The following is an 18,002-nucleotide window of genomic DNA, read 5'->3' as shown; positions in this document are numbered from 1 at the left end:
CGGGCAGTGCGCGCTCAGGCAACGATCGTGCGTGGCTCCTCGCCTTCGGTTCCGGTCGCCGCAGCGGCGTGCTGCACACGTTCGTGAACGTTCGCCGTCGGCGTGCGGTCGATCTGCAGGCTGAGCAGTTCCGGGCGGTTGTAGTGGCCGGCCGCGTCCATCAGCATCTTGCGACGGTCGATCAGCGAGAAGTCGAGGTCGGCGATGACTTCGCCTTCGCCCTCGCGCAGCGGTTCGCCGATCAGCGAGCCGTCCGGCGCGACGATCGTGGTGAAGCAGCCGCCCGAGATCGGCCCGATCGCGCAGCCCGTGTCCTTCATGATCTGTGCCTGCTGGTCGGCATCGAGCCAAGCGGTCGCGTTCACGACGAAGGCGCCGGATTCGAGCGCGTGCTGGCGGATATTGATTTCCATGCGTTGCGCGAAGCCTTCGCCGAAGGCCGAGCCCGGATACATGGCCGAATGGATCTGCTCGCCGTCGGCGATCATCGCGTAGCGCGCCAGCGGGTTGTTGTGCTCGAAGCAGGCGAGCTGGCCAATGCGGCCCACCTTGCTGTCCACCGCGCGCAGGCCCGAGCCGTCGCCCTGGCCCCAGATCATGCGCTCGAAATGCGTGGGCGTGATCTTGCGGCGGCGCTGGATCAGCGTGCCGTCGGCGTCGAAGAGCAGTTGCGTGTTGTAGATGGTGCCGCCGTCGCGCTCGTTGACGCCGATGGAGACGACCATGCCCGCTTGCCGTGCGGCCTCGCCGATTGCATCCGTGGCGGGCGAGGGCACCGTCACGGACTGCTCGAGCAGGCGCAGATGCTCGGTGCCCGCGAGCAACTGCATGGGCGTTTGCACCGCGGAAAAGTACGGGTAATACGGCACCACGGTTTCGGGGAACGTGGCGAACTGCACGCCCTTGCGGCCGAGTTCGAGAATCTTCTGCACGACCTTGGCGACGGTCGCGTCGCGGCTGTAGAGCACGGGGCTGATCTGGACGGCGGCGGCTTTGACGACTTTCATTGCAGGCTCCTGATGGTGTTGCATATGCAACATTGACGATGAAAAAAATTCAGACGGTGGCTGACGGCAGATCCGCCGCGATGTTCATGAGCGCGCTCGCGCCCTCCAGGCCGAGCACGCTGGCGGCGCGCTGTTGCGCGGTGGACCACGCCGGCCCGGCGGTGTGAAGCAGCGCGCGGCCCGCTTGCGTGACCGAGAGCGCACGGCTGCGGCCGTCGCCGCCGGGCTGGCCATCGGCGACCCAACCGTGCGCGATGAGCGGCTGCAGATTGCGCGTGAGCGTCGTGCGGTCGTGATGGTTCTTGCGGCCGAGCGCGGCGCGGCTCACCGGGCCGAACTCCGCGACGAGCACGAGCAGCGAAAGCTGGGATGAGCTGATGCCGAGCGGGCGCAGCGCCTCGTCGTAAAGAGCGGTCAGCACGCGTGCGATCTGCCGGGTGCGCGTCAGCAGGCAGTGGCGGGCGATCTGTGCGCTCACGCTGCCCGATGATTCAGTGCTGTGCGGAACGGTTTCGATGCAGGACATGCTTCGCGACTCCAGGGTTCGTGCGGGGCGGTTTGCCCGGTTGACGTATTGAAGCGTGCTGATGTATCCCGCACGTGTCGGGCGGCCCGGTTTTGTGTATGTGCGTGTTTCCACGCGGCGGCCCGATACATGGCGATACAAACCCGATGCGGGGCAGCCACGCAGCCGCCGTATGTAAGAGCGCCCACCTATACTGCCCGTGGCCCGCCGTTGCGCACGGCGTAAAACGGAGAGCGTGATCTGGCCGCAGCGCTGCAAGGCGCTGGTTTCGGTGAGCGGTTACATCATTAGCAGTCCAAAGGCTGGCATGTCGCCGCTGCCGCCCGATGCCGAATATCTGTGGTGGTATCAGTTCTACTTCGCGACGGACCGGGGCCGCGCCGGCTACCAGAAGTACACACACGATTTCACGAAGCTGATCTGGCGAAATGCCTCGCCGAAATGGCAGTTCGACGACGCTACGTTCGATCGCAGCGCAGCGGCCTTCGAAAACCCCGATCACGTGGACATTTCGATCCACAACTATCGCTGGCGTCTGGGCCTCGCGCCGGGCGAAGCGAAGTACGACGAATACGAGGCGCGGCTCGTACCGGGGCCGACGATCGGCGTGCCGACGATCACGCTCGAAGGCGATGCGAACGGCGCGCCACACGCGCCGCCCAGCGCGTATGCGAGCAAGTTCACGGGGAAATACGAGCACCGCGTCATTACGGGCGGCATCGGCCATAACCTGCCGCAGGAAGCGCCGCAGGCGTTCGCGCAGGCCGTAGTCGACGTGGATCGTTTCTAGCCCGGCACCCGCAACATTCAGACGATTTGCGCAGGCGCGCCGGCCCGAACGGCGCGCAGCGATTTTGCGGACCTGGTATCGTTGTGTATCCATCGCGCCAAAGGACAAGGAGGCTTGCAAAAGCCGGGGGTCGCGGAAACAAGCAGGATACGTTGAGGGTTTCAAATACGTCCATGCCAGTCGGCGGTGTCGCAAAGCAGACGTCGAGGCGACTGGATGCACGTGCCACGCAACCGTGGTCTGACCCAATACTTTGCTTGCAGGTGGATCCCATGAAACTCATCAAGTCGCTGGTCGTTGCCGCTATCGTCGCTGTTCCGGTTGTTTCTTTCGCGCAATCCAGCGAGCCGCTCACGCGTGCGCAGGTTCGCGCGGAACTCGTGCAACTGGAGAAGGCCGGCTACAACCCTGGCGCCGACTATGTGAACTATCCGCAGGAAATTCAGGCCGCCGAGGCACGCGTGAGCGCGCAGAACGCCGCGGTCGCTTCGGGGTTCGGCGGCGTGGCGGACGGTTCGTCGGCGGCAGGCGCGGGTGCGGCTACGGTTTCGTCCCGGCAGGACACGCCCGGGCTCGGTCCGATCTACGCGCATTAACGATGTATGTCGCGCGCGGCCCTGCGTGCCGTCGCAATTGAAAGGCTCTTCGCTTGCGAAGAGCCTTTCGCCGTTACTCGTCGGGGTGCCCCGTGGATGCCGCGTCGAGCGCTGCCGCGAGCGTGGTACGCGCTTTTTCGCGGCGTCGGCGCGCGAGTCGCGCCGCGCCCACGCCGCGTTCGGTCTCGCCTTCGAGCAGGGCATGAATGTCGGGCAATGTCCAGATGCCGCCGCGGCTGCCCCACGTGCCGTCCGGAATCTCGGTCGGGAAAACCCACACGCGTGGCGCCACGTCTTCGAGCGGACGGTTCTCGGCGCGGGCCACGGCCTCGGTCACGGCCCTGACGAGCGCTTTGCGGGAAGCATCGGTGTACTGACCTTCCGGCGCCGAGGGAACGATACGGTAGCGCGGCAGCGCCGAGCGTTCCCCGGCAACGTATACGGCGGCCGGTCGATGCAGATAGAGCACGGTCACGCCCTGCGCGATCCGGTTGTCGGGATCGTAGCCTTCCGCGCGGATCAGAATGTTGGTGAGTTCCTTGACGAGGCGGGCTTCCGTTTCGGGTGTCAGGGCATCTTCGGGCCATAGGGCGTCGATCATGGGCATGGCGCTACTCCTTCAATCAGGTGTTGGGATGGAGCAAATCATGCGGCTTTACGGCCTGACGAGGAAGTGGCAAGATCGCCATTATTGAAGGCATATCGGACACACCAATGATCACGATCCGCATCTGGGTTTACGACGGCATTCTGGCCTCCGGCGTGGCCGGCCCCATCGACGTTTTCAACGCCGCCAATCAGCTGGGGGCGCGCGGTGGCCATGATGCGCGGCGTTTCGCGTGGCGCGTCGAATCGCTCGACGGGCAGCCGGTGAGGGCGGCGTCGGGGCAGAGCATCGCGGTGGACGGCAAGATCGACGGACGCAAAGGCGCGCACGCCATCCTGCTCACGGCGCCGTTTTTCTCCGACATGGATGCCTTCATCGGCCGCCGCGAGCAGATCGAAAAGCTCTCGAGGGCGCTGCGCTGCCAGCACAAGGCCGGTGCCGTGCTGGCGGCCTACTGCACGGGCAACTACCTGCTTGCCGAGGCGGGCCTGCTGGACGGACGGGTCGCCACCACGCACTGGGCGAAGGCGGCCGACTTCGCACGACGTTATCCGGCCGTCGAGCTTCGCGCACGCGAGGTCCTGACCGGGCAGGATCGCATTATTTCCAGCGGCGCGGTCACGTCATATCTCAATCTCGCGATACGGCTCGTGGCAATGCTCGCCGACGAAAAGCTTGCCGCCGTGACGGCGAGATCCTTGCTGATCGACGTCAATCGTATTGATCAGGCATCCTATGCGACGCTGGTCGACGAGCACGGTCACACGGATCCCCTCATCGCCCGGGCGCAGCAGCGCATGGAAGCGACGATTGCCGAAGGGTTCCGCTTAAGCGAGCTTGCGACGTGGCTCGCCGTGAGCGAACGGACGCTGAACCGCCGCTTCAAGCAGGCCACGGGCCTCGCGCCGCTCGAATATCTGCAGAATCTTCGCATCGAAGTGGCGAAACAGTTACTGGAAACCCGACCCGTCGCGCTCGAAAGCCTCAGCGACCGGGTAGGTTACGCCGATCCCGGTTCGTTCCGCGTGCTGTTCAAGCGCAAAACGGGTCTCTCGCCGCGCGAGTATCAGGTGCGTTTCTCGCGCCCGTCCCGCTAAAGGCACCGCATCGCGCCAGCCCGCGATGCGGTCGTGGCTCAGTGTTGGACACCGAGACTTTCACGTTTGCCGTCGTTGAACGTGTAGAGGGTTAGCGTTGCATTCTGCAGATCGCCTTTCGAATCGAAACGCGTCTCGCCGATCACGCCCTTGTAGTCTGTCTTCTTCAGATACGCCAGGTATTTCGCGGGATCGGACGAACCGGCCCGCTTCATCGCGTCCACCAGGATCATGACGGCGTCGTACGCGTAGGGCGCGTAGATCACGACGTCCTGTCCATACTTTTCCTTGAAGCGCTTCCTGAAGTTGTCCATGCCGGCGACGTATTCCGGCGTGATGCCGCCCGCTTCGGCGCAGATCACCTGCCGGCCGGACAGCGACGCGCCCGCGAGGCTCGGCAGTTCGCCGGTACAGATGCCGTCGCCGCCCATGAATTTCGCGGTCATGCCAAGTTGCTGCATCTGCTTGATCATCGGGCCGCCCTGCGCGTCCATGCCGCCGTAGAAGACGACATCCGGATTGGCCCCCTTGACCTCGGTCAGGATGCCGTGAAAGTCGGTCGCCTTGTCGTTCGTGTACTGGCGGGAAACGACTTTGGCGCCAGCCGCCGTTGCCGACTTGACGAACTCTTCTGCGATCCCTTCGCCGTACGCGGTGCGGTCGTCGATCACGGCAACGCTCTTTGCGTTCCACTTCTGAACCGCGTAGCGGCCAAGCACGGAACCCAGCTGGCCGTCATTCGCGACGAGACGGAAGGCCGTGTCGAAACCCTGCAGCGTATATTTCGGGTTCGTCGACGACTGCGAGATCTCGGGGATGTGCGCGTCGTAGTAGATCTTCGAAGCGGGTATCGTCGCGCCAGAATTGAAGTGGCCGACCACGCCCTTTACGCCGGCATCGACGAGACGCTGTGCGACCTGCGTCGCCTGACGCGGATCGCCGGCGTCGTCTTCGACATCGAGCTCGATCCTGACTTTCTTGCCGCCGATAACCGGTGGGTTTGCGTTCAGATCGTCGACTGCCATCCGCGCGCCACGTTCAACGTCCTTTCCAAGGTTCGCATTCTCGCCAGTCAACGGTCCGGCGAAGCCAAGCTTGACCGTGACCTCCTGTGCACAGGCGGCTCCCGTTCCGAGCGACACGACAGCACTGCCGACCGCGATGACAGACTTCAAGCGTTTCATTGCCGTTCCTCCAACCTTCAATTAGTGTCTCGAAACATACCTATGCTTCGGCATCCGAATCATGTTGGTGAGCCGGATTCCTGAACCGATTGCGGACAGATCGACATCTCCGCCGCAAAATCGGCCGCTCGCAGGTTCCCCTTCAGCGCAGAAAGTGCAGTCGGGAAAACTGTCGGCGATACTCACTCACGGCAGGCGCCACCTCTTCAGGCGACTTGCGGCGCAGCAGAACATCGGCGATGAAGCCGGCGAGCCGTGGCATGTCGTCGGCGACCATGCCCCAACGAACGAGTTCGGGCGTGCCCATCCGCAGTCCATTGACATCGCCGTCGATTTCGGGGAGCGGCAAGCCGATACCACACGAGAGAATGTTGGCTCGCCTGAGAAGCTTCGCCATCGTCTGGCCGCCGCCGAACGCGTGCGCCTCGATCGCGAACTGATGCGACGTGGTCATGCCGCGGTCGCGCGCGAACACGGGGAGTCCTTCTTCCATGAGCGCGGTCGCGAGGGCCTTGGCGGTTTTCACCATCTCGGCGGCGTACTGGCGGCCACACGCCTGCCAGTCGAGCATGGTCATGGCGATCGACGCCGACTTGCCTGCGTCGAAGTTGGCTGTCAAGCCAGGATAGGCGATGGCGTCGAGCTTGCGGGCAAGCGCCGCGTCGTTGGTCACGATCAGTCCACCGGCGGCGCCCGCCAGGCTTTTGTAGGTGCTCATCGTCATGAGATGGGCACCCTGGGTGAGCGGCTGCTGCCAGGCGCGACCCGCGACCAGACCGCACAGGTGCGCGGCATCGTAGAGCAGCACCGCGCCGACCTCGTCGGCAATCGCGCGCGCCTCCTCGACCGGATGAGGAAACAGGTTGAGGCTCTGGCCAAGTGTGATGACCTTCGGGCGCATCCGCAGCGCATCCTCGCGCAAGGCATTCAGATCGACCGTGTAGCGTTTCGCGTCGAACGCCATCAGATACGGCTTGACGCCGTACATGCCGGCGGCGCCGTTGACGTGGTGGCTGAAGTGGCCGCCGACCGTGGCAGGCGGCACGAAGACCGTATCGCCCGGTTTCGCCGCCGCAACGTAGGTGTAGAGGTTCGCCAGCGCGCCAGATGCAACGCGGATCTCCGCAAAGCGTGCGCCGAATACCTGCGCAACCAGCTCGGCCGCGAGCACTTCGATCTTCTCGACGCCTTCCAGACCCATTTCGTATTTGTCGCCTGGATAACCCAGCGACGGGCGCGAACCGATGCCAGCCGCCAGCAACGCTTCCGCCTTCGGGTTAATGGCGTTGGTCGCCGGATTCAGGTTGAAACAGTCGCGTTCGTGGATGACACGATTTTCTTCGACGAAGGCGAGCAGATCCCTCTCGTTTTGCTCGGGACTCTGCGAGGCAAAGCGTTTCGCCAGCGATTGAACGTAATTCTCCGCCTCGCGCGGAACCCAGGGGCGAGCTTCCAGCATGATGACTTCCTTGTCGATATGTAGCCGTGGAACCCATCGTAGGCTGTGAGTTTACTCACGTATACTTATTGTTTTTTGTGTAATACATTAGAAATTCTGTTGAATCGATCGCTATCTGACGGGGGGTAAACACCATGGAAGTGGGCCGCCTGCGCGCGCTGCTGGAACTGTCGAGGCGTGGCACGATTGCGGCTGCCGCCGAGGCGCTGTTCCTCACGCCATCGGCCGTATCGCAGCAGATTGCCCAGCTTGAAGAGGAGGCGGGCGTCGAACTGACGGAGCGCGTCGGACGCGGCGTCCGGCTCACCGCCGCGGGACAGGCGCTGGTCGGTTACGCGGAACGGGTCATGGTCGTACTCGACGAAGCGCGCTCCGAACTGGCCGTGCTGCGCCGGGAAATCGCGGGCGAATTGCGGGTGGCCGCGTTTCCCTCGGTCGCGTCGGCGCTGCTGCCGGACACGGTCAAGGCATTGCGGCAAGTCTTTCCGCGCCTCGATATCATCCTGGAAGAGATGGAGCCGGTCGACGGGCTTTCGGCGCTGCGTTCCTGGCGAGCGGACATTGCGTTGATCGACGATCTGTCGCTCGTTGTCGGCGACAAACAGGAAAGCGTCGGTGTCGTGCCGCTCGCAGAAGATGTGCTCTCGGTGGCGCTCGCGACAACTCATCCTCTGGCCAGGAAGCCGTCGTTGAGCGTGGCCGAACTCAGGCATGAAGCCTGGGCGATCGATTCGACCACGAGCGTGTTCGGCGACTTCATCGCCAATCTTTGCCGGCGCGCAGGGTACGAACCGAAGATCAACGCGAAATGCCGCGGCTTCGAAGTGGTCGGCGCCATGGTGGCGTCCGGGTGCTCCGTGTCGATTGTCCCGGGGCTACGGCTGGTGCGCCCGCCTGCCGGCGTCGCATGGGTGAAGCTGAGACCGGAGGTGCGCCGAAAGATCTACGTGGCGTTTCGGCGCGGCGAACGTCACCACCCTGCGATCAACGTATTCGTCGAGGAGGTGGTCCGAACTGCCGCACGTCTGATTGGATAGGGCAGCGCTGAACGACATCGAAGCTCGACTGGCGACGCGCGTCACCACGACTCCGGTTCGGCGAGGACAGATCTGTTTTTGCCTCGCCGTTTCGCTTCGTAGAGCGCGCGGTCGGCGAGTCGAAACGTTTCGGGTACACCGATTAGCTCCGAGATGCTCGAGACCCCGATACTGACCGTGACCCTGTGTCCAGATATGCGCGCCGCCGCCACGGTGCCGCAGATCTCGTGCGCGAGGTAGTCTGCGCTTTGCTGGTTGCCTGAAAAGATCACGCCGAATTCCTCGCCGCCAAGGCGGCCGCAAAAATGCGGGCTGGCGCCTTCTTCGATGGCTCGCGCCACGGCGGCCAGGACCTCGTCGCCGGCGTCGTGCCCCGCGGTGTCGTTGATCTGCTTGAAATCGTCGACATCGATGAGCAATAGCCAGAATTCCTCACTGGATCGGCGGTCCTGACATTCATTGACCTCCAGCATGAAGCTACGGCGATTCGCAATCCCTGTGAGCGTGTCCCTGAATGCGAGTCGTGCCAGCTCGCGCTGTACCAGAAATGTCTTTTTCCGCTCCTGTGTGAAAAGGAGATTGAGCAGGAGGCCGAGTGCAAGGGCGGCGAGCGCAAACAGCAAGATCCAGTTGCGATCCTGTGAGGACATCAGCGCGACCACCTCGCCGTGGGAGATGATCAGCCAGACAGTCAGTGCGCTTGCGAGATAGTTGAAATACCCCGAGATCACCGGGGCCATGCCCACGTTGATCGCCACGCCGATGGGAAGCACCCAGAACGCGGGACTGCTGGTGCCGGGCATATTGAAGTGAAACGCCAGTGCCACGAACGCTGCGCATGCGAACCGGCCCAGCGCGTCCATGCGCAGTCCCCGTGAGGCGTACGTCACCCCCATCGCGAGAAGCATGCCGCTGGCGGCTACCAGCGTGCCTCGCACATCGAAGTGCGCATGGGGATTCGCGAATGCCCGGGACATGAGCCACGACACCAGCCCGAAGAGCTGGACCGCCACGGCGAGATGGCGCGAGCTCTGCGCCGCACTCTCCAGGAATAGACGCAGTTCTGTAGCGTCCCGAAAACTGCGTCGTTTCTCGAGAAATCGGGTTCTTCCCGTGTACGGCATGCCAGCGACCACCACCATTCAGGAACATTTGGATTCGCCCCCGGTATAACGACACGGCCGGGATTTCCTTTAGTTTGACGTGGCCCCGTCTTTAAGGGGGCGATCAAGCCATTGACCGGAGCAGCCGATGGCGTGGCCGCGCCGCATAACAAAATAGTTTTCCTAAACAAAGACTAAGCAACTCAAAATCGAGAAAATGCTGCGACACGAAATAAGTCATGGGATTTTTAACTTGCGGCTTACGGCGGCCGGCATCGATCTGTCGCAATACCCCGGCCTCAGCGTCCTCGGGCTCATGGACGAAGAGGATGAGGCACTGGGCGGGCAGGAAGCGGTGGAGGGGCAGCGCTTCCTGGTGCGTGGCGACGCGCAGGTTGTCGCACGGCTGGCCAACGACCTGCACCTCGCCATTCGTGAGCCGTACGCGGAATCGCAGGCGGTGACCAACGCGCTGTTCAACCGCTCGTCCGGCCTTGCCGAAGTGGTGATCCCGCAGCGCTCCGCGCTAATCGGTCAAGCCGTGTTTGGCGCTTCTAGTCAGGCATGGCTTGCGCGCTATTCGGCGTCCGCCTTCATTTCGCGCAGATGCTTGTAGACCGTCGCGCGCCCCATGCCCAGCACCTTCGCCACATAGTTGGCGGAACTCTTGCCCTTGAACGCGCCTTCGGCGTGTAGCGCCTCGACCAGTTCGCGCCGGTGTTCGCGCGTGAGCGAGTTGAGCGCGATTTGCCGCTCGCGCAGCCAGCCGTGCAGAAAGGTGTTGATGCGCTCCTGCCAGTCGTCCCTGAACAGCTCCTCGGGCTGCGCGATCACGCCTGCGCCGCGCAGGAAGAGGTTGAGCGTGGCCTGCATGTCGTCGAACGCGGCGATGTTGAAGTTGATACACATGACACCCACTGCGTGCCCTTCGTCGTCGAACAGCGCCGTGCTCACGCAACGCATGCGGCGCCCGTCCCAGTTCACCTTCTCGTAGGGGCCGAGCAGCTTGTTGCGCGTGGTTTCCTCGACGTCTTCGAGCGCGGCGTCGTCGCCGATCTCGCGCTTCGAGAGATTGTTCGAGAGATACGCCACGGTCTGGTCCGACAGGTCGTGAATCACGACCTCCGCGAACGGGAAGAACAGCGTGGTGATGCTATCCGCCACGTGCGCGTAGCGCGCGAGCAGCAGGTCGCGCGCGGTCTTCGGGCTGGCGATTTTTTTCACGCGGGTTTTATCGTTTTCTCGTTTCGGCATCGGACTGGGACCGGATTGCGGCAGCAAGGATGTCGATGATACTGCGATCGCTCGACGCCGCGCATCAACGGGCATCAACGTGCGCTTTGCAGATGCTCATACAGCGCGTTCGCGACGGCGATGTCTTCGAGACCAAGGCCGATCGAGCGGAAGAAGGCATGGCGCGCGTACGCCGGTCGTGGGCATGCGCCGTTGACGAGTTCCGCGAGATCGCCCGCGATCGCATCGGGCGACCAGCCGTGCTCGCGCGCGGCCAGCACCATTTCGCCCGCGCTTTGCGGCGTGGTGTGGCGATAGTCGCAGTACACGTCGAGCGAGGACAGCGCGGCCGGATCGATTTCATGCGCGTGTGCGACGTTCGTGCTGATCGAGGTGATGAGCGCGGGTTTCGTGAGCGTGTCCAGCGCGAGCACGGGTTTGCCCGACGAGGTGCACAGCATCACCACGTCGGCGTCGTGCACGCAGGCTTCGGGCGTCTGTGCCACGCTTGCCCGTGCGTCCAGCGCGCGCAGTTCGGCCTGGCGCTGTGCGTCGCCGGCGAGCTTCGGCGAAAACACGCGAATGCTCTCCCACGCACGAAGCGGCGCGACGTGACGAAGATGCGCCAGCGCGACCGCGCCCGAGCCGATCACGGCAAGGCGCTTCGCCTCGCGCGGCGCGAGCTGGTCGACGGCGAGCGCCGTGGTGCCCGCGGTGCGCTCGGTGGTGAGCAGGGCCGAGTCGCACCACATGAGCGGCTGGCCCGTTTTCATCGACATCAGCGCGGTCCAGGCGGTGATGATGGGCGGCTGGCCCTCGGCGCCCACGATGTACGGCGAGAGCTTCGCGCCGAACACGCCCGCTTCGGCGAGCACGCCGAGATAGGTGATGAAGTCGCCGGCCTGCTTCGGAAACAGCGTCAGGGTTTGCGGCGGCTGCACGGCGTCGCCGCGGCCGAGCGAGGCGAACAGGCGCGCCAGTTCGCCTCGCACGTCGAGGCTGGGCAGGGCGGCGCGCACCTGGGCGGCGTCGACGACGAGCGGCGCGGCGATGGCTTGGGACATCTCGTTCATGTTGGGGCTCCGGAGTCGCGGTGTAGACATTTTTGTCCATTCTAGACTTTATTTTTATTTTTCGTCTATATTCCTCCTGCGGCCGCGGCCATCGTGAAAGGGCGCCGCACGAAGCGCAACACACTTGAACAGACACTTATTACGAATTGGGTGACGACGATGAACAGGAAGATGATTCGCTTTGCGGCTGCGGCCAGCCTTGCGTGCCTGGCGGGCGTGACGGCGGGTGCGGCGCACGCGCAGGACCCGAAAACGCTGCGCTTCGGGGTGGAGGCGTCCTATCCGCCGTTCGAGAGCAAGACGCCTTCGGGCGATCTGCAAGGCTTCGACATCGATATCGGCAACGCGGTGTGCCAGAAACTGCAGATGAAGTGCGTGTGGGTGGAGAACAGCTTCGACGGCCTGATCGCCGCGCTCGAGGCGCGCAAGTTCGACGTCATCAACTCGGCCATGAACATCACCGAGAAGCGGCGTCAGCAGATCACCTTCACGCCCGCGATCTACGTGATGCCGATCCAGATGGTCGCGAAGCGCGGCTCCGGCCTGCAGCCCACGCCCGCGAGCCTGAAGGGCAAGTCGGTTGGCGTGCTGCAGGGCTCGACGCAGGAAGACTACGTGCGCAAGCGCTGGGGCACACAGGGCGTGAACGTCGTGACCTATGAGAACCAGGACCAGATTTTCGCGGACCTCGCGGCCGGGCGCCTGGACGGCGCGGTGCAGGAAGTGCAGACCGCCACCGACGGCTTCCTCTCGAAGCCGCAGGGCAAGGGCTTCGAATTCGCGGGCGCCCCGCTCAAGGACCCGACCACGCTCGGCGAAGGCACGGGCTTCGGCATGCGCAAGGACGACGCGGCGCTCAAGGCGAAGGTGGTCGCCGCGATCGATTCGCTGCGCCAGGACGGTACGCTCACGAAGCTGTCGATGAAGTACTTCGGCCGCGATATCGTCGCGAAGTGATGTCGATGACTTCGGACTCCAGAGCAGCTTCATGAGCCAGAGCGCGATCGTTCTCGGGGCGGGCATCGTGGGCGTGAGCGTCGCGCTGCATCTGCAGGCGCGCGGCGTGCAGGTCACGCTCGTCGACCGGCGCGGGCCAGGCGAGGAAACGAGCCATGGCAATGCGGGGTTGATCGAGTCGTCGTCGGTGGTGCCTTATGGCTTTCCGCGCGACTGGCGCACGCTGCTGCGCCTCGTGCGCAACGACTCGACCGTGCTGCGCTACGACGTGCGCTCGTTGCCCGCCTACGCGCGCTGGCTCGCGTCGTTCTGGCGCGAGTCGTCGCCGGCGCGCCTTGCGCACGCTGCGCGCGATATGCTGCCGCTCATCGAGCGCAGCGTGGCCGAGCACGACGCGCTGATCGCGCGTGCGGGCTTGCGCGACATCGTGCGGCCCATCGGCTGGCTCGAAGCGTGGCGCTCGCCCGCCGGCTTCGAGCGTGAAATGCGCACGGCACAGGGCGTGGCCGACGCACATGGCCTGCATGTGCGGATGTTCGACGCGCCGGGCCTGCTCGCACTGGAGCCTTCACTCAACGCGGGCTATGCGGGCGCGATTCACTGGATCGATCCCGCGAGCGTGGCGGATCCTGGCGCGCTGACGAAGGGCTATGCGCAACTGTTCCTGCGTGAAGGCGGTGCATTTGCACAGGGCGATGCGCGCACGCTGATGCCCGAAGGCAAGGGCTGGCGAGTGCAGACCGGCGAAGGACCGTTGAGCGCCGAGCTTGCGGTCGTGGCGCTCGGCCCTTGGTCGGATCTCGTGACACAGCCGCTCGGCTACCGCGTGCCGCTCATGGTCAAACGCGGCTATCACATGCACTACGCGAGCGAGGCGCGTGCGCCGCTCGTGCGTCCGGTGGTGGATATCGAAGGCGGTTACGTCGTCGCGCCGATGCGTCGCGGCCTGCGTCTGACCACGGGCGTTGAGCTTGCCACGCGCGAGCGTCCGCCCAACTACGCGCAACTCGATGCGGCCGAGCGCGATGCGCGTCCCGTGTTCGGCCTCGGCGCGCGGCTGGACGAAACGCCGTGGATGGGCTTGCGCCCCTGCACGCCCGACATGCGCCCGCTGCTTGGGCCTGCGCCGCGCCATGCGGGGCTCTGGTTCGCGTTCGGTCACAATCATCATGGACTCACGCTCGGGCCAGTCACGGCGCGCCTCCTTGCCGAGCAAATCGTCGGCGAAACGCCTTTCATCGATCCCACGCCGTATTTGCCTGCACGATTTGGCTAAGGATGGTGTTCAGAACTCGTTTGCCGCACCGAGCCATCAACATAGAGCCGATGTGGTGCAGGCGATGCGCCACCTGGCTCGAATGCAGCGCGACATTCGGCATAAAGAAGGCGCCGATTGTCTGCGCGCGCGGGCGGCTTTTGCGCTCATGCAATAGCCTCGCCCATCAGTCGTCCACGCATCATCCATAGGTTGTTCAGGGCGAACAGCGTATGCAATTGCTGCGTGTTCTTCATCAGGCCGCGATAGCGCACTTTCAGATGTCCGAACTGGCGCTTGATGACGCGGAACGGGCGTTCAGCCTTGGCGCGGATGCGCGCCTTGACGCGCTCAAGTTCATCGGCGAGCTTGCCCACCACTGTGGCCTTGTCCAACGCGCGTCGCTTGCCAGGGCGCACTGCCACGTGCCAACGCACCTTCAGCTTCTGCGTCTCTTCGCGCTTGTCTATGCCCTGATAGCCGGCATCGCCAAAGACGTCGGCCTCCGTGCCATGCACCAGCGCATGCGCCTGCGTCACGTCGTTGACGTTGGCAGCGGTGCCCGCAACGGTGTGCACCAGCCCCGAATCCGCATCGACACCGATATGCGCCTTCATGCCGAAGTGCCACTGGTTGCCCTTCTTGCTCTGGTGCATCTCGGGGTCCCACTCGCCGCTTCGGTTCTTCGTCGAACTCGGCGCAGCAATTAGCGTGGCGTCCACCGCTGTGCCCTCCTTGAGCAAATAACGTTTGGCACTGAATTGCGCGTTGACAGTGTGCAAAAATTGCTCTGCCAGTTGGTGCCGCTCCAGCACATGCCGAAAGTGCAAAATGCTGACCCGGTCCGGCAACCGGCTCATCCCACCCAGCCCGTCGCTTTGCTTCATGGACTTCTCTCTGTTCGGGAATCCTTCTCCGACTGGCGAGGCCGGCAAAAGTTTTGAATAGTATCCCTAAGCACGTGCACCAACGTTTTCGAGTGTCGCGCAAACGCTGTACCCTGCCATCAAAGCCCCTAGCTCGCTAATGGCGGCTTCCAAACCAGAATGGGCATCAGTCTGAGCGCCCAAAGACGCTCAGCTCCACCGAGCGGGGCGTCTCCCCTGTTAATCCCTGTCAGCTTGCCGGATTGCGTGCCATGACGATCCACGCCGCGCCGTCGATCATCACCGACCGCTCGCCGGGGAGGCCCGCGAAGGCGGCACGAACCGCGGTCGAGGCGCGGGCGCGGATGTCGTCGGGCTGATCAGCGAGCGCACGCGACAGTGGCCCAACCTCGAGCGTCATCTTCACCGCGTCGTCGATCGCCGCGTCCCGCGTCGCGCCCTCGCCGAACGGGACGGAAGCATCGAAGGGCGCGATAGCGATATCGGTGAAGCCGGCCGCCGTCAGGATGCGTGCCACGCGCCCCCGGTCGCCGAACGAAAATGGGCCGGGCGCTTCGGGATCGGACAGCGCGCTTGGCGGGACGATGCCCTTGAGCGCGCCCATCGGCAGTCGCACCCAATCGTTTTCCGCCGCGCCGCGCCAGCAGACGAAAGCGACCCGCCCGCCTGGCCGCAGCGCGCGTCGCATATGGGCGAACGCCGCTATTGGATCGTCGAAGAACATCACCCCGAAACGCGAGAACAGGAGGTCGAACGCGTCCTCGGGCAGCTCTGCGCTGCTGGCGTCGGCCACCTGGAACAGGACCGGCGTATCCTGTGGCGCAAGCGCGCGCGCCCGGCCGATCAGCGGTTCGGATATGTCCACGCCCAGCACTTGGCCCCCTGCGCCGACGCGGGCGGCCAGAGCCAGACTCGACGCGCCCGCGCCGCAGCCGACGTCCAGCACGCGTTCGCCCGTCATGGGCGCGGCGGCTTCGATCGCGGCCTGGCCGAACACCGCCACCATGGCATCGAGCCGGGCCTGGTTGGCGACCCAACGCTCCCCGCTTTGACGATTCCAGTCGGCCACCTGATAGGCATTTTGCTCTGTCATGTCATCTCCTTGCTCTAATTCGTCCTTAACTAGCTACCCTTTTATCGACGCTCGGTGAAATGACGCTTCTCGGCTCCATGACGCGATCCGTTCCGCGATCGCCTCGGGGGCCTCGATGTGCAGGAAGTGGCCGACGTCTGGGACGACCTCCATCGCGTGCCGGGCGGCGAACCGATGTCGGTCGTCGACCTGCACGGGGAGGATGCAGCCGTCGTTGGCACCGTGAAGCTGCAACAGGGGCACGGTGATCGGCTGAGACATGCGGCGCGTCGCACCAATCATGCCGGGTCGCAGCATCGCCCGGTAGTACTTTAGAGGCGCGGGCATGCTCTTCCGCAGATGCTCGTGTAGCTCCACCTGGAGAGCAGGATCGAGCGAGAAGCCGGGCGACCACTGACGCCAGAGGCGGTCAATGAGGGCGAGATCGCGGGCGGTGGCGACCCAGCCGCTTCCAGGCAGTTGAAAAAGCCCCATGTACCAACTCCGGCGTAGCTGAGCCGGCTTCGTAATCCGGCTCATGAACGTGAGCGGGTGAGGGATTGCAAGCGTGACCGCGCGTTCGATCCGTTCCGGCGCTGTGACGCAGGCATCGTATGTAATCATGGCGCCCCAATCGTGGCCAATCAACTCTACGGGTCGCCCCGGAGACCAGCGGTCGATCAGCGCGAGCACGTCGCTGGTGAGGGCTGCGAAGTCGAACGGCCCCGCAGTCGGCGACGGCGCGTAACCGCGAAGCCAGGGTGCAACGACGTGACGTCCACGGCGGCCGAGCTCGGCAAGGAACGGCTTCGCGGTCGGTGGATGGTCCGGGAAACCGTGCAAGACGATCGTCGCCTGGCCACCGGGATCCCCACCCTGCAGCGCGTGAAAGGTGCCGTGTGGTAGATCGAAAGTGACGTGTTCGAATTCCATGGGTGTCTTCTCAAACCAGCATCGACTGCTGGGCGGAGATACCGGCCGTCGCGCCGTGCGATATTGCCGTGGTGACCGAGGCCATGGCTGGGTTGGCGAGGTCGCCGGCAGCGTAGATGCCGGGCGTGCTGGTTTCGCGGCGCTCGTCGACCTTGATGGCAATGCCGAGTGGGGTATCGACCGTGGCGAGTCCCAGTGATTCATGCAGGCTTGCGGACGGCTTGTTGCGCGGATGCGCGAACAAGATATCGACTGCGACACTGAGTTCGGTGCCGAGCTTGACGGTGGCATTCTGGCCTTCGTAACGGGCGATTTCCGTGATCCGGCCATCAACGACAGGTATTTTGCGGCGCGCCAGATCGGCGCGGATATCGGGCGCAATGTCGCGACCATCGGCGAAGACCGTCAACGTGCCGGTCCAATCGTGGTACAGCCTGACATAGTTGTGCGACGGCGGCCCCGACCAGACGAGGCCCCAATGCTGGCCGGCGACTTCAAAGCCGTCGCAATAGGGGCAGGGCACAATGGACGTGCCCCAGCTTCCGGCAAAGCCCGGGACGTCAGGCATCTGATCAACGACGCCATAGCTCAGGATCAGGCGACGTGCCCTTAGGCTTTCATCATCGTCTGTCACGACGCAGAAATCGTCGATGGCGCCAGACACGCTCTCGGCCCGGGCAGTGACCAGCCTGACTGTGGGATAGCGCGCCAGTTGCTGCCGCGCCTCGGCCAGGATGTCCAGCGGTGGCTTGTGATCGTGGCCGAGGAGGCCATGTGAGTGGCCGGCGAAGCGGTTGCGCGGCCGGCCGGTATCGAGAACGACGACCTTGCGGCGAGCACGGCCGAGCTGCAGGGCGGCGGCAAGGCCGGCAAAGCTGCCGCCGATGATGATGACGTCATTCATGGTAATGGGCTCCGTGTTGTCGATGGAAGGTGCTGGGCTTGGCGGTGGACTGTGCCTGGGCGAGGCCGGTGGTGGAAAGCGCGGCCGGTTTCAATAGGGATCGTCGTTTCATGGAAATCTCCTTGTTTCGTAGGCCGGCGCGTTATCGTCATGCGATACGCGATCGAGACGGGCAGCGAGCAGGGCTTCGGCATCGGCGAGTTGCCCATCACGGCGTTGACCGGCAGGACAACGCCGCCTTCGATATCGCCGGGCGGCCCGTGGAAACTTGATTGAAGAACA

Annotated in this window: 18 protein-coding genes and 2 pseudogenes; 8 read left to right on the top strand and 12 right to left on the bottom strand. The window is 64.3% G+C overall.

Annotated features, from left to right (window positions below; all coding sequences use genetic code 11):
• Positions 1–14 precede the first annotated feature (14 nt).
• Both A3CW_RS46535 and A3CW_RS0116650 read right to left on the bottom strand, forming a co-directional pair.
• Positions 15–1,007 (bottom strand): carbon-nitrogen hydrolase family protein, encoded by a 993-nt coding sequence (locus tag A3CW_RS46535; protein ID WP_035513175.1) that lies wholly within the window; start codon positions 1,005–1,007, stop codon positions 15–17.
• Positions 1,008–1,056: 49 nt separating this feature from the next.
• Positions 1,057–1,533, bottom strand: a complete 477-nt coding sequence (locus A3CW_RS0116650) for a MarR family winged helix-turn-helix transcriptional regulator (protein ID WP_028204584.1) — start codon at positions 1,531–1,533, stop codon at positions 1,057–1,059.
• A gap of 232 nt (positions 1,534–1,765) precedes the next feature.
• Between A3CW_RS0116650 and A3CW_RS46530 the strand changes: the two are divergent.
• Together A3CW_RS46530 and A3CW_RS0116640 are read left to right on the top strand one after the other, a co-directional pair.
• A pseudogene (locus A3CW_RS46530) lies at positions 1,766–2,323 on the top strand (alpha/beta hydrolase); the annotation flags it as partial.
• Positions 2,324–2,595: 272 nt separating this feature from the next.
• Positions 2,596–2,919, top strand: coding sequence for a DUF4148 domain-containing protein (locus tag A3CW_RS0116640; RefSeq protein ID WP_028204583.1), 324 nt, complete (start codon positions 2,596–2,598; stop codon positions 2,917–2,919).
• A gap of 73 nt (positions 2,920–2,992) precedes the next feature.
• Here the strand turns inward: A3CW_RS0116640 and A3CW_RS0116635 are convergent, their stop codons facing one another.
• Complete coding sequence (locus A3CW_RS0116635) at positions 2,993–3,526, bottom strand: tautomerase family protein (protein ID WP_028204582.1); 534 nt, start codon at positions 3,524–3,526, stop codon at positions 2,993–2,995.
• A gap of 107 nt (positions 3,527–3,633) precedes the next feature.
• Here A3CW_RS0116635 and A3CW_RS0116630 point away from each other — a divergent pair, with 107 nt between their 5' ends.
• A complete protein-coding gene (locus A3CW_RS0116630; RefSeq protein WP_028204581.1) occupies positions 3,634–4,623 on the top strand; it encodes a GlxA family transcriptional regulator in 990 nt (329 codons plus the stop codon).
• 38 nt (positions 4,624–4,661) lie between these two features.
• Here the strand turns inward: A3CW_RS0116630 and A3CW_RS0116625 are convergent, their stop codons facing one another.
• Positions 4,662–5,807 carry a branched-chain amino acid ABC transporter substrate-binding protein gene (locus A3CW_RS0116625; protein WP_028204580.1) on the bottom strand — a complete coding sequence of 382 codons (1,146 nt, stop codon included), beginning with the start codon at positions 5,805–5,807 and terminating at the stop codon, positions 4,662–4,664.
• 142 nt (positions 5,808–5,949) lie between these two features.
• Complete coding sequence (locus A3CW_RS0116620; RefSeq protein WP_035513173.1) at positions 5,950–7,266, bottom strand: serine hydroxymethyltransferase; 1,317 nt, start codon at positions 7,264–7,266, stop codon at positions 5,950–5,952.
• Positions 7,267–7,400: 134 nt separating this feature from the next.
• On the opposite strand from A3CW_RS0116620, the gene A3CW_RS0116615 reads away from it, so the two are divergent.
• The gene (locus A3CW_RS0116615) at positions 7,401–8,303 is read left to right on the top strand and encodes a LysR family transcriptional regulator (RefSeq protein ID WP_028204578.1); all 903 of its coding nucleotides are present in this window, start codon (positions 7,401–7,403) and stop codon (positions 8,301–8,303) included.
• Between the two features lie 41 nt (positions 8,304–8,344).
• Here the strand turns inward: A3CW_RS0116615 and A3CW_RS46525 are convergent, their stop codons facing one another.
• Entirely contained in the window at positions 8,345–9,445 is a 1,101-nt protein-coding gene (locus A3CW_RS46525; RefSeq protein WP_081771693.1) for a GGDEF domain-containing protein, read from the bottom strand.
• A gap of 178 nt (positions 9,446–9,623) precedes the next feature.
• On the opposite strand from A3CW_RS46525, the gene A3CW_RS0116605 reads away from it, so the two are divergent.
• Positions 9,624–10,022 carry a hypothetical protein gene (locus A3CW_RS0116605; protein ID WP_154677961.1) on the top strand — a complete coding sequence of 133 codons (399 nt, stop codon included), beginning with the start codon at positions 9,624–9,626 and terminating at the stop codon, positions 10,020–10,022.
• On the opposite strand, the gene A3CW_RS0116600 is transcribed toward A3CW_RS0116605, so the two are convergent.
• Positions 9,983–10,630: a helix-turn-helix transcriptional regulator gene (locus A3CW_RS0116600; protein ID WP_028204576.1), complete on the bottom strand. Its 648-nt coding sequence runs from the start codon at positions 10,628–10,630 to the stop codon at positions 9,983–9,985. The two genes, A3CW_RS0116605 and A3CW_RS0116600, sit on opposite strands and share 40 nt — an antisense overlap.
• A 104-nt stretch (positions 10,631–10,734) precedes the next feature.
• Positions 10,735–11,703, bottom strand: a complete 969-nt coding sequence (locus tag A3CW_RS0116595; RefSeq protein WP_028204575.1) for an ornithine cyclodeaminase family protein — start codon at positions 11,701–11,703, stop codon at positions 10,735–10,737.
• Between the two features lie 168 nt (positions 11,704–11,871).
• Here A3CW_RS0116595 and A3CW_RS0116590 point away from each other — a divergent pair, with 168 nt between their 5' ends.
• Positions 11,872–12,669 (top strand): ABC transporter substrate-binding protein, encoded by a 798-nt coding sequence (locus tag A3CW_RS0116590; RefSeq protein ID WP_028204574.1) that lies wholly within the window; start codon positions 11,872–11,874, stop codon positions 12,667–12,669.
• A 31-nt stretch (positions 12,670–12,700) separates the two neighbouring features.
• On the top strand, positions 12,701–13,945 hold the full coding sequence (locus A3CW_RS0116585) for an NAD(P)/FAD-dependent oxidoreductase (RefSeq protein ID WP_028204573.1): 1,245 nt from the start codon (positions 12,701–12,703) through the stop codon (positions 13,943–13,945).
• 146 nt (positions 13,946–14,091) lie between these two features.
• On the opposite strand, the pseudogene A3CW_RS46520 reads toward A3CW_RS0116585, so the two are convergent.
• From A3CW_RS46520 to A3CW_RS0116565, 4 genes and pseudogenes are all read right to left on the bottom strand, one after another.
• Positions 14,092–14,808: pseudogene (locus A3CW_RS46520) on the bottom strand (IS5 family transposase); the annotation flags it as partial.
• Between the two features lie 232 nt (positions 14,809–15,040).
• The gene (locus A3CW_RS0116575; protein ID WP_028204572.1) at positions 15,041–15,904 is read right to left on the bottom strand and encodes a class I SAM-dependent methyltransferase; all 864 of its coding nucleotides are present in this window, start codon (positions 15,902–15,904) and stop codon (positions 15,041–15,043) included.
• 33 nt (positions 15,905–15,937) lie between these two features.
• Entirely contained in the window at positions 15,938–16,816 is an 879-nt protein-coding gene (locus A3CW_RS46515; RefSeq protein WP_035513171.1) for an alpha/beta fold hydrolase, read from the bottom strand.
• A 10-nt stretch (positions 16,817–16,826) separates the two neighbouring features.
• Entirely contained in the window at positions 16,827–17,720 is an 894-nt protein-coding gene (locus A3CW_RS0116565; RefSeq protein WP_028204571.1) for an NAD(P)/FAD-dependent oxidoreductase, read from the bottom strand.
• A 150-nt stretch (positions 17,721–17,870) separates the two neighbouring features.
• Between A3CW_RS0116565 and A3CW_RS54310 the strand changes: the two genes are divergently transcribed.
• Positions 17,871–17,996: a hypothetical protein gene (locus tag A3CW_RS54310; protein WP_281175120.1), complete on the top strand. Its 126-nt coding sequence runs from the start codon at positions 17,871–17,873 to the stop codon at positions 17,994–17,996.
• Positions 17,997–18,002: the final 6 nt, after the last annotated feature.

It is taken from the genome of Paraburkholderia nodosa DSM 21604, from assembly GCF_000519185.1.
GTDB lineage: Bacteria > Pseudomonadota > Gammaproteobacteria > Burkholderiales > Burkholderiaceae > Paraburkholderia > Paraburkholderia nodosa.
Note: the sequence above shows the minus strand (reverse complement) of the source record. Positions and strands in the feature narration are given on the sequence as shown.

Bases quoted from the DNA above. Each gene is read 5' to 3' on its own strand.
- A3CW_RS0116575 (WP_028204572.1), bottom strand. From the start codon at position 15,904: ATGACAGAGCAAAATGCCTATCAGGTGGCCGACTGGAATCGTCAAAGC.
- A3CW_RS0116650 (WP_028204584.1), bottom strand. From the start codon at position 1,533: ATGTCCTGCATCGAAACCGTTCCGCACAGCACTGAATCATCGGGCAGC.
- A3CW_RS0116625 (WP_028204580.1), bottom strand. From the start codon at position 5,807: ATGAAACGCTTGAAGTCTGTCATCGCGGTCGGCAGTGCTGTCGTGTCG.
- A3CW_RS0116605 (WP_154677961.1), top strand. From the start codon at position 9,624: ATGCTGCGACACGAAATAAGTCATGGGATTTTTAACTTGCGGCTTACG.
- A3CW_RS46525 (WP_081771693.1), bottom strand. From the start codon at position 9,445: ATGGTGGTGGTCGCTGGCATGCCGTACACGGGAAGAACCCGATTTCTC.
- A3CW_RS0116615 (WP_028204578.1), top strand. From the start codon at position 7,401: ATGGAAGTGGGCCGCCTGCGCGCGCTGCTGGAACTGTCGAGGCGTGGC.
- A3CW_RS0116565 (WP_028204571.1), bottom strand. From the start codon at position 17,720: ATGAATGACGTCATCATCATCGGCGGCAGCTTTGCCGGCCTTGCCGCC.
- A3CW_RS0116620 (WP_035513173.1), bottom strand. From the start codon at position 7,266: ATGCTGGAAGCTCGCCCCTGGGTTCCGCGCGAGGCGGAGAATTACGTT.
- A3CW_RS0116590 (WP_028204574.1), top strand. From the start codon at position 11,872: ATGAACAGGAAGATGATTCGCTTTGCGGCTGCGGCCAGCCTTGCGTGC.
- A3CW_RS0116585 (WP_028204573.1), top strand. From the start codon at position 12,701: ATGAGCCAGAGCGCGATCGTTCTCGGGGCGGGCATCGTGGGCGTGAGC.
- A3CW_RS0116630 (WP_028204581.1), top strand. From the start codon at position 3,634: ATGATCACGATCCGCATCTGGGTTTACGACGGCATTCTGGCCTCCGGC.
- A3CW_RS0116640 (WP_028204583.1), top strand. From the start codon at position 2,596: ATGAAACTCATCAAGTCGCTGGTCGTTGCCGCTATCGTCGCTGTTCCG.
- A3CW_RS46515 (WP_035513171.1), bottom strand. From the start codon at position 16,816: ATGGAATTCGAACACGTCACTTTCGATCTACCACACGGCACCTTTCAC.
- A3CW_RS54310 (WP_281175120.1), top strand. From the start codon at position 17,871: ATGCGATACGCGATCGAGACGGGCAGCGAGCAGGGCTTCGGCATCGGC.
- A3CW_RS0116635 (WP_028204582.1), bottom strand. From the start codon at position 3,526: ATGCCCATGATCGACGCCCTATGGCCCGAAGATGCCCTGACACCCGAA.
- A3CW_RS46535 (WP_035513175.1), bottom strand. From the start codon at position 1,007: ATGAAAGTCGTCAAAGCCGCCGCCGTCCAGATCAGCCCCGTGCTCTAC.
- A3CW_RS0116595 (WP_028204575.1), bottom strand. From the start codon at position 11,703: ATGTCCCAAGCCATCGCCGCGCCGCTCGTCGTCGACGCCGCCCAGGTG.